This is a genomic window from Oceanicella actignis (assembly GCF_008124525.1).
GTDB classification, from domain to species: domain Bacteria; phylum Pseudomonadota; class Alphaproteobacteria; order Rhodobacterales; family Rhodobacteraceae; genus Oceanicella; species Oceanicella actignis.
Genome location: NZ_VNHJ01000003.1, coordinates 105,748 through 119,560 on the forward strand (window position 1 = coordinate 105,748; position 13,813 = coordinate 119,560).

General features: G+C 73.8%; 10 protein-coding genes. 6 read left to right on the top strand and 4 right to left on the bottom strand.

Going from position 1 to position 13,813, the window contains the following annotated elements:
• Positions 1-72: 72 nt before the first annotated feature.
• The 5 genes from LY05_RS05765 (at position 73) to LY05_RS05785 (ending at position 6,295) form a co-directional block, all read left to right on the top strand.
• Complete coding sequence (locus LY05_RS05765) at positions 73-1,680, top strand: peptide chain release factor 3 (RefSeq protein ID WP_148922447.1); 1,608 nt, start codon at positions 73-75, stop codon at positions 1,678-1,680.
• Positions 1,681-1,731: 51 nt separating this feature from the next.
• Complete coding sequence (locus tag LY05_RS05770) at positions 1,732-1,875, top strand: entericidin A/B family lipoprotein (protein WP_072745819.1); 144 nt, start codon at positions 1,732-1,734, stop codon at positions 1,873-1,875.
• A gap of 196 nt (positions 1,876-2,071) precedes the next feature.
• A complete protein-coding gene (locus LY05_RS05775) occupies positions 2,072-3,685 on the top strand; it encodes a DEAD/DEAH box helicase (RefSeq protein ID WP_148922448.1) in 1,614 nt (537 codons plus the stop codon).
• A gap of 41 nt (positions 3,686-3,726) precedes the next feature.
• A complete protein-coding gene (locus LY05_RS05780) occupies positions 3,727-4,560 on the top strand; it encodes a pentapeptide repeat-containing protein (RefSeq protein WP_148922449.1) in 834 nt (277 codons plus the stop codon).
• Positions 4,561-4,642: 82 nt separating this feature from the next.
• Complete coding sequence (locus LY05_RS05785) at positions 4,643-6,295, top strand: ABC transporter substrate-binding protein (RefSeq protein WP_148922450.1); 1,653 nt, start codon at positions 4,643-4,645, stop codon at positions 6,293-6,295.
• 9 nt (positions 6,296-6,304) lie between these two features.
• Here LY05_RS05785 and LY05_RS05790 read toward each other — a convergent pair whose 3' ends face one another.
• The 3 genes from LY05_RS05790 to LY05_RS05800 all read right to left on the bottom strand — a co-directional run bounded on the left by LY05_RS05790 (position 6,305) and on the right by LY05_RS05800 (position 10,655).
• Positions 6,305-7,051, bottom strand: coding sequence for a glucose 1-dehydrogenase (locus LY05_RS05790; RefSeq protein ID WP_148922451.1), 747 nt, complete (start codon positions 7,049-7,051; stop codon positions 6,305-6,307).
• Between the two features lie 63 nt (positions 7,052-7,114).
• Positions 7,115-9,319: a hybrid sensor histidine kinase/response regulator gene (locus LY05_RS05795; protein WP_170258859.1), complete on the bottom strand. Its 2,205-nt coding sequence runs from the start codon at positions 9,317-9,319 to the stop codon at positions 7,115-7,117.
• A gap of 88 nt (positions 9,320-9,407) precedes the next feature.
• Positions 9,408-10,655 (bottom strand): RsmB/NOP family class I SAM-dependent RNA methyltransferase, encoded by a 1,248-nt coding sequence (locus LY05_RS05800; RefSeq protein ID WP_148922452.1) that lies wholly within the window; start codon positions 10,653-10,655, stop codon positions 9,408-9,410.
• Between the two features lie 79 nt (positions 10,656-10,734).
• Here LY05_RS05800 and ggt point away from each other — a divergent pair, with 79 nt between their 5' ends.
• The gene (gene ggt, locus LY05_RS05805; protein ID WP_148922453.1) at positions 10,735-12,513 is read left to right on the top strand and encodes a gamma-glutamyltransferase; all 1,779 of its coding nucleotides are present in this window, start codon (positions 10,735-10,737) and stop codon (positions 12,511-12,513) included.
• A gap of 123 nt (positions 12,514-12,636) precedes the next feature.
• Here the strand turns inward: ggt and LY05_RS05810 are convergent, their stop codons facing one another.
• Positions 12,637-13,596: an alpha/beta hydrolase fold domain-containing protein gene (locus LY05_RS05810; protein ID WP_148922454.1), complete on the bottom strand. Its 960-nt coding sequence runs from the start codon at positions 13,594-13,596 to the stop codon at positions 12,637-12,639.
• Positions 13,597-13,813: the final 217 nt, after the last annotated feature.

A 13,813-nucleotide genomic window follows, 5' to 3' on the forward strand; every position in this document is an offset into this window, starting at 1 on the left:
CGGCGCGCGCCTTCGCAACGCCCGGCGCGCTTGCCCCTTTCCAGCGGCGCGGCGCGGCGCTACATAGCCGCCATGCTGGACCAAGGACACATATCGCCCCATCTGCCGCCCGAGATCGCCCGGCGCCGGACCTTCGCCATCATCTCGCACCCCGATGCGGGCAAGACGACGCTAACCGAGAAGCTGCTGCTTTACGGCGGCGCGATCCAGATGGCCGGCCAGGTGCGCGCCAAGGGCGAGGCGCGGCGCACGCGCTCGGACTTCATGAAGATGGAGCAGGAGCGCGGGATCTCGGTCTCGGCCTCGGCCATGTCCTTCGAGCATGAGGGCCACTGGTTCAACCTGGTCGACACCCCCGGGCACGAGGATTTCTCCGAGGACACCTACCGCACGCTGACCGCGGTGGACGCGGCGGTGATGGTCATCGACGGCGCCAAGGGCGTGGAAAGCCAGACGCGCAAGCTGTTCGAGGTCTGCCGCCTGCGCGACATGCCCATCCTGACCTTCTGCAACAAGATGGATCGGGAAAGCCGCGACACCTTCGAGATCATCGACGAGATCCAGGAAAGCCTGGCCATCGACGTCGCCCCCGCCAGCTGGCCCATCGGCAAGGGGCGCGACTTCATCGGCTGCTACGACCTGATCCACGACCGCCTGGTGCTGATGGACCGCGCCGAGCGCAACGTGCGCGCCCAGGCGGTGCAGCTCGACGGGCTGGACGATCCGCGCGCGGCCGAGCATGTGCCCGCCGACCTGCTGGCCGAGCTGCGCGAAGAGGTCGAGATGGCCCGCGGCCTGCTGCCCGCCTTCGACCGCAAGGCGTTTCTCGAGGGCACGCTGACGCCGATCTGGTTCGGCTCGGCCATCAATTCCTTCGGCGTGCAGGAGCTGATGCGCGGCCTTGCGCAATACGCCCCGCCCCCGCGCCCCTGCCCCGCCGCCTCGCGCGAGGTGCGCCCCGAAGAGCCCGCCGTCACCGGCTTCGTGTTCAAGGTGCAGGCCAACATGGACCCCAAGCACCGCGACCGCGTGGCCTTCCTGCGCCTGTGCTCGGGCCATTTCCGGCGCGGGATGAAGCTGCGGCACGTGCGCTCGGGCAAGACCATGACCATCGCCAACCCGGTGCTGTTCATGGCGGCCGAGCGCGAACTGGCCGACGACGCATGGGCCGGCGACATCATCGGCGTGCCCAATCACGGCCAACTGCGCATCGGCGACGCGCTGACCGAGGGCGAGGAGCTGCGCTTCACCGGCATTCCCGCCTTCGCGCCCGAGCTGCTGCAAAGCGTGCGCGCGGGCGATCCGATGAAGGCCAAGCATCTGGAAAAGGCCCTGACCCAGTTCGCCGAGGAGGGCGCGGCCAAGCTCTTCAAGCCGGCGGTGGGCTCGGGCTTCATCGTCGGCGTGGTCGGCGCGCTTCAGTTCGAGGTGCTGGCCAGCCGGATCGAGCAGGAGTACGGCCTTCCCGTGCGCCTCGAGCCGACCCAGTTCAACGGCGCGCGCTGGATCTCGGGCCCGCGCGAGGCGGTCGAGGCCTTCATCAAGGCGAACCGGGGGCACATGGCCTATGATCACGACGGCGACCCGGTCTACATGACGCGCATGCAATGGGATCTGGACCGGGCCGCGCGCGACCATCCCGAGGTGCGCCTGTCGGCCGTCAAGGAAACCCATGCCTGACCCGCGCGCCCTCCGCCGGGCGACGCGCACGAGCGACCAAAGGAGCAAGAGATGATCCGAGCAGCAGCGATCCTGACCGCCGCGCTGGCCCTTGCCGCGTGCAACACCGTCGAAGGCGCCGGCAAGGACATCCAGGCCGGCGGCAAGGCGATCGAGAAGGCCGCCGAGAAGACCAGCAAGGCCATCTCGCAGTGACCCGCCGCCCCGCTCCGGACGGGGCGGGGCGCTTGCCGGGGCGGCGCGATTCGCAAGGATTCTTGACTTGCGCCGCCATCGGCGTATGGTGCGCCGCAGCGCCGCGCCGATCCGGGCGCGCAGGACGCGGCCGCCTGAGAGTTAGCGGCCGACATGGACCGCAGATCCGCATGGATCCTCTCACGCAAGGACCTACATGAAGTTTTCCGACCTCGACCTTGATCCCAAGGTCCTTCAGGCCATCCAGGAGGCCGGCTACGAAACGCCGACCCCCATCCAGCAAAAGGCCATCCCCGAGGCGCTCAAGGGCCGCGACGTTCTGGGAATCGCCCAGACCGGCACCGGCAAGACGGCCGCCTTCACCCTGCCGATGATCTCGATCCTGGCGCAGGGCCGCGCGCGCGCGCGCATGCCGCGCAGCCTGGTGCTGTGCCCCACGCGCGAGCTGGCCGCCCAGGTGGCCGAGAATTTCGAGATCTACGGCAAATACCACAAGCTGAGCATGGCGCTGCTGATCGGCGGCGTCAGCTTCAAGGATCAGGACCGCCTGATCGACCGCGGCGTGGACGTGCTGATCGCCACGCCCGGCCGGCTTCTGGACCATTTCGAGCGCGGCAAGCTGATGCTGACCGGCGTGCAGATCATGGTCGTGGACGAGGCCGACCGCATGCTCGACATGGGCTTCATCCCGGACATCGAGCGCATCTTCTCGCTGACCCCGTTCACCCGCCAGACGCTGTTCTTCTCGGCCACCATGCCGCCCGAGATCACGCGCCTGACCGAGCAGTTCCTGCACGCGCCCGTGCGCGTCGAGGTGGCGCGCCAGTCCACGACCGGCGAGAACATCGAGCAGCGCGTGTGCGAGCTGACCCCCTCGCGCAAGGACCGCGCCGATTCGGAAAAGCGCGCCGCGCTGCGCGCGCTGATGCGCGCCGAGGGCGAGGCGCTCAAGAACGCCATCATCTTCTGCAACCGCAAGCGCGACGTGTCCGTGCTGCACAAGTCGCTGGTCAAGCACGGCTTCAACGCCGGCGCGCTGCATGGCGACCTGGACCAGTCGATCCGCACGCGCGTGCTCAACGGCTTCCGCGACGGCGAGATCCAGATCCTCGTCGCCTCGGACGTGGCCGCGCGCGGGTTGGACATTCCCTCGGTCAGCCACGTCTTCAACTTCGACGTGCCCATCCATTCCGAGGATTACGTCCACCGAATCGGCCGCACCGGCCGCGCCGGGCGCAAGGGCGTGGCGGTGACGCTGTGCCTGCCGCACGAGCAAAAGCACCTCGACAAGATCGAAGAGTTGGTCAAGGCCAGGATCCCGCGCGTGCCCTCGCCCCTTGCCGCGCCGGCGCCCGCGCCCGAGGGCGAAGCGCCCGAGGCCGAGGCGCGCCCGCGCCGCCGCGGCCGCCGCAAGAGCGCCGCCGAGGCCGCGGCCGAAGCCGCGCCCGCGCAGCCCCCCGCGGCCGAACGCGCGCCCGAGCCCGATGCCGCGCCCAAGGCGGCCGCGCCCGACGCGCCCGCCCCCGACGCGCCCACGCCGCGCCCCGTCCGCGCCCGCCGCGGCGAGGGCAAGCGCGCCGAGCCTTCGGCGCAGCAGGACGAGGCTCCCGCCCCCCGCGCCCGCCCCGAGCGCCGCCGCGGCGGGCAGGTGGTGGGGCTGGGCGATCATGTGCCGGCCTTCCTGCTGCAGCCGATCAACGTGGACGAGCTGATCGCCGCCAGCGCCCGCGACGCAGACCCCGAGGAGGAAGAGGCCGACGCCCCCTCCCCCGCCGAAGACAGCCCGTCGGGCGAAGGCGCGGCGGTCTGAGCGGGGTCGACGCGCCCGCGCCGCCGGCCTATCATCGCGTCATGAAGCCGCTGCGCGCATTGCTGGCCCTCGCCGCCCTCGCTGCGGCGACGGCGCCCCGACCGCCCCTCGCCGATCTTGCGCAGCGCGCGGACGACGCGGCCCTGGCGCAGCGCCTGACGCAATCGGGCGGCTGTCCGGGCTGCGACCTGCGCGCGGCAGGCCTGCGCGCGATCGTCCTGCGCGGCTGCGATTTGTCCAGGGCGATCCTGCGCGAGGCCGATCTGAAGGAGGCGCGGCTCGACGGCTGCATCCTTGCCGGCGCAGATCTGCGCCGCGCCGAGCTCGAGCGCGCCAGCCTGCGCGACGCCGATCTGCGCGGCGCGCGCATGCGGGGGGCCGACATCGAGAAGGCCGAGCTGAGCGGCGCGGATCTGCGCGGCGCCGATCTGCGCGAGGCGGACGCGGCGTCCAGCGTGCTGACCGGCGCGGATCTGCGCGACGCCGACCTGCGCGGCGCCGAGTTCAGGCGCGCCGACCTCACCGGCGCGCAGCTGGCCGGCGCGCTGGCCGACGAGGCCATGCTCGAGCGCGCCGAGGCGGCGGGCGCGGACCTGTCGCAAACCCGCCTGCGCGGGGCCGACATGGACCGCATCCACGCCGCCGGCGCGATCCTGCGCGGCGCCGACCTGACCGACGCGCGCCTGTCCAGCGCCGACCTGCGCGGGGCGGATCTGCGCGGCGCGCAGCTCGAGGGAGCGCTCTTGCGCCGCACCCGCCTGACGGGCGCCGACCTGCGCGGCGCGCGCGGCCTGACCAAGGAGCGGCTGCGCATGGCCTGCGGCGACGAAACGACCCGCCTGCCCGAGGGATTCTCGATCGACCCCTGCGACTGACGGGCGCAAGCCTTGCCAAGCGCGGTGCCGGCGGGGATGATGACCGCATGAACGCCCCGCAGCCGACCGGGCCGATCGCGCGATGAGCAAGCCGCCGCCCTCGCCCCCCGACGACCGCCTCGCGCGCCTTGCGCATGAGGCGCGCGCGGGGCTGCTCGACCGTCGCAGCTTCATGGCTCTGGCCACCATCTTCGGCGCGGCGCCGGGGCTGGCGCGCGCGCTGGCTGGGCTGCCGGCCGTCGCGCAGCAGCCGCCCGCGCCGCCCGGCGGCGTGCTGCGCTGCCAGATGCCGGTGCGCGCCGCCGGCGATCCGCGCCTGTTCGACACGCCCGAGCAGGCCAACCTTGCGCGCGGAACCTGCGAGACGCTGGTGCGATACACGGCCGACTACGCCTTCGAGCCATGGCTGGCCGAAAGCTGGAGCGTCTCGCGCGATGCGCGGCGCACCGTTCTGCGCCTGCGCAAGGGCGTGCGCTGGTCGAACGGCGACCCGTTCGATGCGCGCGACGTGCTGTTCAACCTCGAACGCTGGTGCGACCGCGCCACGCCGGGCAACTCGATGGCCGCGCGCATGGCCTCGCTGATCGATCCGGCCGAGGGGCGCCTGGCGGCCGGCGCCGCGCGCGCGATCGACGCCCACACCGTCGAGCTGCGCCCGCTGGTTCCCGACGCCACCCTCGTCGCCGGCATGGCCGACTATCCGGCCCTGCTGGTTCATCGCGACTTCGACCGCGCGGGGGGCGATCTGATGGCCCATCCGGTCGGAACCGGCCCCTTCGCGCTGGCCGCGCTCGAGCCGGGGCGGCGCGCGACGCTGATCCGCCGCGAGGGCTGGTGGGGCGGGCGCGTCGCGCTCGACCGGATCGAGTATCTGGACCTGGGCGCCGATCCCTCGGACTGGGCCGAGGCCTTCGCCCGCGACGAGATCGACATGACTCACGAGACGGGCGCCTCGTTCGTGGTCCGCTTCGACGAGATGGGGCTCAACCGCTCGGACGTGATCTCGGGCGCGACGGCGGTGGCGCGGATGCGGGTGGACGCGCGCCTGGGCGCGCTGCGGCCCTATGCCGACCCGCGCCTGCGCCGCGCCTTCCAGCTGGCGGTGGACAACACGGTGGTGCTCGAGCTGGGCCACGCCAATCGCGGCTGGATCGCCGAGAACCACCATGTCGGCCCGATGCATCCCGACTATTTCCCCCTGCCGCGGCGCGCCCCCGACCCGGCCGAGGCGCGGCGCCTGATCGCGCAGACCGGGCTGGCCGATTTCGAACACGAGCTGATCTCGCTGGACGACGACTGGCGCCGCGACACCGGCGACGCGGTGGCCGCGCAGCTGCTGGATGCTGGGATCCGGGTGCGCCGGCGGCTGCTGCGCGCCGACGCGTTCTGGCGCGACTGGACGCGCCATCCCTTCTCGATCACCGACTGGACCATGCGCCCGCTGGGCGTGCAGATCCTGGCGCTGGCCTATCGCAGCGGCGAGGCGTGGAACGAGACCGGCTTCTCGGACCCCGAATTCGACGCCCTGCTGGCCGAGGCGCTGGGCATGCCCGACGCCGAGCGGCGGCGGCTGATCATGGCCCGTCTCGAGCGCATCCTGCAGGACAGCGGGGTCATCATCCAGCCCTACTGGCGCACGCTTCAGCGCCACTTCACCGCCCGCGTGCGCGGCGCATGGATGCACCCCATGCTCGAGCATCACCACGATCTGTGGGGGCTGGTGCCGGCGCCCTGAGCGCCGGGGTCAGATGGTGCGCCCGCCATCCACCTCGAGCACCACGCCGGTGATGAACTCGGCCTCGTCCGAGCACAGCCACAGCGCCGCGTTGGCCACGTCGCGCGGGGTCGAGAAACGGCCGAGCGGCACCGTCGCCAGGAAGGCGGCGCGGCGCTCGGGCGTGTCCTCGCCCATGAAGCTGGCCAGAAGCGGGGTCTCGCCCGCCACCGGCGCCAGGGCGTTGACGCGCACCTTGTCCGGCGCCAGCTCGAGCGCAAGCGAGCGCGTGGCCAGGTTCGCCGCCGCCTTTGTGGCGTTGTACCAGGTCAGACCGGGGCGCGGGCGGATGCCCGCGGTCGAGCCGATGTTGAGCATCACCCCGCCCCCCTGCGCGCGCCAGATCGGCGCGACGGCGCGGGTGAAGTGATAGATCGACTTGACGTTGACCGCGAACAGGCGGTCGAACTCGTCCTCGGTCACCTCCAGCACGGGCTTGTTGCGGTGGGTCCAGCCGGCGTTGTTGACCAGAACGTCGATCCCGCCGAAGGCCGCCTCGACGGACGCCGTCGCGGCCTCGACCGCGGCGCGGTCCGACACGTCGCACCAGAGCGGCAGCGCCGCCTCGCCCATCTGCTCGGCCGCCTCGCGGGCGGCGTCCTCGCGAATGTCCAGAATCGCCACCCGCGCGCCCTCCTCGACGAAGCGGCGGGCGATGCCCAGCCCGAAACCCGACGCGCCGCCGGTGACGATGCAGCGCTTGTCCTTCAGCCTCATGTTCTCCTCCCCTGTCCCGCGCGCGGCGCGCGAAGCCGACGATGGCGCAGGCGAGGGCGGCGCTCAACCCCCCGCGGGGGCGCCGGTCAGCGCGTCCTTCACGGCCTTGCTGAGTTCGTTGAGCGTGAAGGGCTTGGGCAGGTAGCTGAAGTCGGTCAGATCGTCGAGGCTGCGGCGGAAGGCGTCCTCGGCATAGCCCGAGACGAAGATCACCCGCAGATCGGGCCGCGTCCTGCGCGCGATGCGGATCCAGCTGGGCCCGTCCATGCCCGGCATGACCACGTCCGAGACCACCAGGTCGATGCGCCGCCCCGGCTCGCGCACGATCTCGAGCGCGGCCTCGGCGCTGTCGGCCTCGATCACCTCGTAGCCGCGCAGCCGCAGCGCCCGCGCGGCGAAGGAGCGCACCGGCGCCTCGTCCTCGGCCAGCAGCACCACCCCCTCGCCCCCGAGATCGGGCGCGGGGCTGGCGGCGGCCGGCTGGTCGGGCTCTTCGGCCTCTTCGTCGAGGCGCGGCAGATAGATCGAGAAGGTCGCCCCCTGCCCCGGCGCGCTGTCGGCGAAGATGAACCCGCCCGTCTGCTTGACGATGCCATAGGCGGTCGACAGGCCCAGCCCCGTGCCCTCGCCCGGCTTCTTGGTGGTGAAGAAGGGCTCGAAGATCTTGCCGATCTTGTCGGGCGGAATGCCCTGCCCGGTGTCCGAGACCTCGATCAGCACATACTCGCCGGCGGGCACGGCGGCGCGGTCGCGGCGGAACTCTTCGCTCACGGTCACGTTGCGCGTGCGGATGCGCACGTCGCCGCCCTCGGGCATGGCGTCGCGCGCGTTGACGACCAGGTTCATGATGACCTGCTCGAACTGGCGCTCGTCCACGCGCACGCGGCCGATCTCGCCCTCGTGCTCGAGATGCAGGCGCACGCGCTCGCCCAGCAGGCGGTTGAGCATGTGCGACAGCTCGGTCAGCGTGTCGACCAGCGAGATCACCCGCGGCCGCAGCGTCTGCTTGCGCGAGAAGGCCAGCATCTGCCGCACCAGCGCCGCCGCGCGATTGGCGTTCTGGCGGATCTGCATCAGGTCCGCATGATCGGGATCGTTGGTGTCGCGGCGCATCAGCAAGAGGTCGCAATGGCCGTTGATCGCCGTGAGCAGGTTGTTGAAGTCGTGCGCCACTCCGCCGGCCAGCTGACCCACCGCCTGCATCTTCTGGCTCTGGACGAACTGCGCCTCGAGGGTCTTGAGCTCGGTCGCGTCGGACAGCACCGCGATCAGGGCCGGCTCGCCCTCGAACGTCACGCGCGTGAGCGACAGCTGCAGGAACACCTCGCGGTCCGGGTCGCGGCCGCGCGCCATCTCGGCCCGGCCCGACGAGCGCCCCGCCGCCGCCTCGCGGATGCGCGCCGAGACCGGCCGACCCAACCCTTCGACCAGCGCGTCGAGACGCGCGCCGGGCGTCGCGCCGGGGCCCAGCAGCCGCCGCGCGGGCGCGTTGGCCGAGACCAGCGTGCCGTCGGGCCTGAGCCGCGCCAGCGCGACGGGCAGATGTTCGAGCAGATCCTCGCCGCCATCCGCCTCGGGCTCGTCCTCGCAGACGGGCTGAACCAGCCACACGCGCGGCGCGTCGGCCCCGCGGCGCGCCGCGTCGAAAAAGACCCGCACCCGCGCGCCGGGTTTTCGGGGCCGCGCCAGGCGCACCGTCTGGCCCGGGCGCTCGGGGAAGGTTTCGAACAGGTCCTCGAGCCGCTGCACGGGGCCCTCGACCATCTCGGCAAGGCAGCGGTTGACGATGACGCGCCCGTTCGATTCGCGCGCCACGCCGAAGCCCCCGGCGATGGCCAGATCGCCCGCCCCGCCCTCGGACGCCGGGCGCAGGCGCCACAGCGCGCCGCCGGCGGCGGGGGCGGCCTCGGCCTCCCACACCGCGCCGCCATGGGGAAGGGTGTCGGTCGCGGCGCGCCGTTCGCGCAGCGCGGCGCGCAGCAGGCGGTAGACGACGCGGCGCGCCAGCGTCTGGGCGGCCGGATCGGCGGCGGCCAGACGCTCGTCCAGCATGCCCGCGCCGGGGCCGAAGGCGGCTTCGAAGGCGCCGTTCGCGGCCAGGATGGCGCCGTCGTCGTCGGTCAGCGCGGCGGGCTGGGGGTTGTCGGCGAAAAGGGCGTCGAAGGCGGCGCGGGTGCGATCGGCGCGGCGCGCGGGCAGCGTCGCCGCCGCGACCGTCGCAAGCAGACCTCGGCGCGGCGCGCCTTCGCCGTCTTCGGGGGTGAACATGCCTGCCCGTTCCTTCCTCACGCCTCGCGCGCCGCCGCCATCGCGCCCGATCAGAGCCCAGAAAGGCTAACAGATCGTAAACCCGCGCTCACCCCTCCTGCGCGACGCGGCGCAGCAGCGCGGCGTAGAAGCCGTCGCCGCCGTCGCGCGGGGTGAAGACGCGCTCATCCTCGAGCGCGAAGCCCCCCTCGGCGAGGAACGCTTCGACGACGTCGCGATTCTCGGCCCGCAGCAGCGAACAGGTGGCGTAGAGCAGCCTTCCGCCGCCGGCCACGTTGCGCGCCGCCGCCCGCAGCACGCGCGCCTGCAGGGCGCGCAGGGCCGCCAGCTCGGCCGGCGTCAGCGCCCATTTGGCGTCAGGGTTGCGCCGCCACGCGCCCGAGCCCGAACAGGGCGCGTCCACGAAGACCAGATCGTAGCGCCCGCGCGGCGCCGCATGCAGCGTCCGCACCCGCGTGCCGGCGCGGCGCGCCCGGGCGGGCAGGTCGGCCATGCGGCTGGGATCGGCGTCATGCGCGTCGATGGGACCGCCGGTCATGGCCGCCAGGGCCAGCGCCTTGCCGCCGCCGCCGGCGCAGAAGTCGAGCACGCGCTCGCCCGGGCGCGCGCGCGACATCAACGCCGCCGCCTGGCTGGCGGCGTCCTGGATCTCGACCAGCCCGTCGCGATAGGCGGCCGCGGCCCGCAGACGCCGCGCGCCCTCTCCCACGCGCAGGCACCAGGGCGAGAGCGGGCCGGGGGCGGCCTCGACTCCGTCCGTGCGCAGCGCCTCGATCGCCTGTTCGGGGGTCGCGCGCAGCGCGTTCACGCGCAGGTCCAGCGGCGCGCGCGCGCGCATCGTCGCCATGGTCTCTTCCAGGCGCGGGCCGAAGGTGCGGCGCAGTTCCGGCTCGAGCCAGTCGGGAAAGTCCAGCCGCACCGGCGCCGGCGCGGGCGGCGGCGGCGCCGCCAGGCGCGCGCGCTCTTCGTCCGAAAGCGGGGCCGGCGCAAAGCGCCCGCCGTCGCACAGGGCCGCGATCTGCGCGACGCTCAGCCCCTGCTCGGCCAGCAGCGCCAGAACCAGCGCCCGCCCGCCCGCCGCGCCGGGCCCCATCCGCCAGGCCAGCGAGCGGCGCCGGCGCAGCGCGTCATAGACCAGATCCGCCACCGCCGCCCGGTCGCGCGCGCCGGCGTAGCGGTTCTCGCGACCCCAGCGGGCCAGCAGCCGGTCGACGCCGCGCGCCAGGCGCGGATCGGACGGCCCCGCTTCGGGCCCCGCCCCCGGCGCCGGCGCCAGCGCCGCCTCGATCGCGTCAAGAAGCGCCATGGCGGCGGAGAGGCGGGCGGCGGGGGTCATGTCAGGCTCATGCTTTTGCGCTAGGGTCGGGCCCTGGATCAGGGCGGGCTTACCCGCCGCGACGGAAAAGGACAAGCGCATGACCTTTCGCACCGCCCGCCCCGCCGCGCTGGCCGCCGCGCTGGCCGCCGCGCCGGTCCTTGCCGCGCTCGGGCAGCTCGGCCCCGCCCCCTTGCGCGCGCAAGAGGCCGTCCAGCCCGAGGACACCCACGCACGCGCCGTCATCGCCGCCCCCGCGCGCGCGCGCAGCTTCATGGTTGCGGCCGCCCATCCGCTGGCCGCCGAGGCCGGGCGCGCGGCGCTGGCGCGGGGCGGATCGGCCGCCGACGCGGCGCTGGCCATGCAGATGGCGCTGAACGTGGTCGAGCCGCAAAGCTCGGGGCTGGGCGGGGGCGCGTTCATCGTCTACTGGGACGCCTCGGCGCGGCGTCTGCTTACCATCGACGGGCGCGAGAGCGCCCCCGCCGCCGCGGGCCCCGACTACTGGCTGGGCCCGGACGGCAAGCCGGTCGCATGGTGGGAGGCCGTGGTGGGCGGGCGCTCGGTGGGCGTGCCGGGCGTGCTGCGCGCGCTCGAGACGCTGCATCGCGCCCATGGCCGCCTGCCCTGGGCCGAGGGCTTCGCCCCCGCCGTCAGGCTGGCCGAGGAGGGGTTCGCCGTCTCGCCCCGCCTGGCCGCCTCGATCGCGCAGGCGGCCGGGCGCGGGCTGGACCGCTTTCCCGCCGCGCGCGCGCTGTTCTTCGGCCCCGACGGCGCCCCGCTCCGGGCGGGCGCGCGCATGACCAACCCCGACCTTGCGCGCGCCATGCGGCTGATCGCGGCCGAGGGCGCGGACCCCTTCTATGAGGGCGCGCTGGCCGGCGACATCGTGGCGGCGGTGCGCACGCCCATCAACCCCGGCATCCTGAGCCCGCAGGACCTGGCGGGCTACCGCGCCGTGCTGCGCGACCCGGTCTGCGCGCCCTATCGGGGATACGAGGTGTGCGGGATGGGTCCGCCCTCGTCCGGGGGGCTGACGGTCGGGCAGATCCTGGGGATGCTGTCGCATTTCGACCTGCCCGCGATGGGGCCCTCGGCCCGGGCCTGGCATCTGTTCGCCGAAGCGTCGAAGCTGGCCTATGCCGACCGGGCGCTATACATGGCCGACGCCGATTTCGTGAAGATGCCGGTGCGCGGGCTGCTGGACGCCCGGTATCTGGCCGCGCGCGCGCGCCTGATCGACCCCGCCCGCGCGATGGCAAGAGCCGCGCCGGGCGCGCCGCCCTGGGACGACGCCGCCCTGCGCGCCCCCCAGATCCAGATCGAGCGCCCCGGCACGAGCCACCTCGTCGCCGTCGATCGCCATGGCGACATGGCGTCGATGACGACGACCATCGAGACCGGCTTCGGCAGCCGCGTGGTCACCAACGGCTTTCTGCTCAACAACGAGCTGACCGATTTCTCGCGCGCGCCCGAGCGCGACGGCCGCCCGGTGGCCAATCGCGTCGAGGGGGGCAAGCGGCCGCGCTCGTCCATGGCGCCGACCGTCGTGCTGCGCGAGGGGCGGCCCGTGCTGCTGATCGGCTCGCCGGGGGGCTCGCGCATCATCGGCTACGTCGCCGGCGCGCTGGTGCGCATCCTCGACTGGGGCATGGACCCGCAGGCGGCCGTTTCGGCGGGGCATGTGATCAGCCGCGGCGGACCGGTCGAGCTCGAGCGCGGAACCGAGGCCGAGGCGCTGGCGGACGGGCTGCGGGCGCTGGGGCACGAGGTGACGATCCGCGACCTCAATTCGGGCCTGCATGCCATCGCGCTGACGCCCGAAGGGCTGCTTGGCGCGGCCGACCCGCGGCGCGAGGGCGTCGCGCTGGGCGACTGAGCGCCGCCCGCGCCTTGCGCGCAGCCGCGCCGGGGGGCGGGCGCCCGATCCTCGCGGCCGGCGCGCGCCGCGCCGGGGGGCGCGCATGCCCCCGCCGCGTGCGCCCGCCGCCGGAGCGGGCGATCAGCCGCCCAGCCGCGCGCGAATGAAGGCGTCCTCGGCCGCCTGATAGTCGCGCGCGATCTTCAGATCGAACATGTTGAAGGCATGCACCCCGCCCGGATAGACGCGCAGATCCGCCTCGGCGCCCGCCGCGACCCAGCGCGCGGCCATCATCAGCGTGTCGTCCAGCAGCGGGTCCCAGGTTCCGACCTGGAACAGCGCGGGGGGCATGCCCTCGAGCGCGGCCAGAAGCGGCGACACGCGCGGATCGGCGCGCAGCGCCCGGTCGGGAACGAAGTTGCCCACGAACCAGGCGATGGTCGGGGTGGACAGGATCAGCTGCCGCGCGCCCCAGTTCGCCGCCGAGGGCGTCATGCGCAGATCATGCATGCCATAGTTCAGGATCGCGCCGCGCACGCGCTCCATCCGTCCCGCATCGCGCAGCGCCAGAAGGGTCAGCGCCGCCAGATGCGCGCCCGCCGACTCGCCGCCCACGATCATGGGCGCGTCGTCCCCCGCCCCGAGCGCCCGCGCGCCCTCGTCCAGCGTCCATAGCGCCGCCGCAAGGCACGCCTCGGGCGCCGCCGGCCAGGGATGCTCGGGCGCCAGCGGATAGGCCACCGAAACCACCGCCGCGCCCGTGCGCCGCGCGATGCGCTGGTTGTGCAGGTCGTAATGCGCCGGGCTGCCCAGGGTCCAGCCGCCGCCATGGATGTGCAGATAGACCCCCCGCGGCGCGCCCTCGGGCGCCGAGACTCGCACCCGCCCGCCGCCGGGCAGCTCGAGCCAGCGCGACCCCTCGAGCGGGCCGGCGGGCGGGAACAGGCCGCGCCCCTCCTCGCGCGCGCGGCGGGTCTCTTCGACCGGCACGGCATGCGTGGGGGGAACAGCGCGCAGCGCCTCCTCGAGACGGGCGTTGAAGGCGAGGGTTTCCTCGTCGGCGGCGGCGGGCGCGAACAATGCGGTGTCCAGCGTGAGCATGCCCGCATGCTAGCAAATCGCCGGCGCGCGAAAAGCCCCCGCGACCCTCGGCCGCGCGCAAGACAGGCCCCGGCGACGCGCGAGACGGAACGACGTCCCGCGCGGGGAAACGCCAGGCGCGCGAGGCGGAACGGCGGTTTGACGAGCGACCACCCCTCGCAGGCGAGGGAACGGCAAAGCCAGATCGCGCGCGGCGCCCGGCGGACGTCCCCTCGCG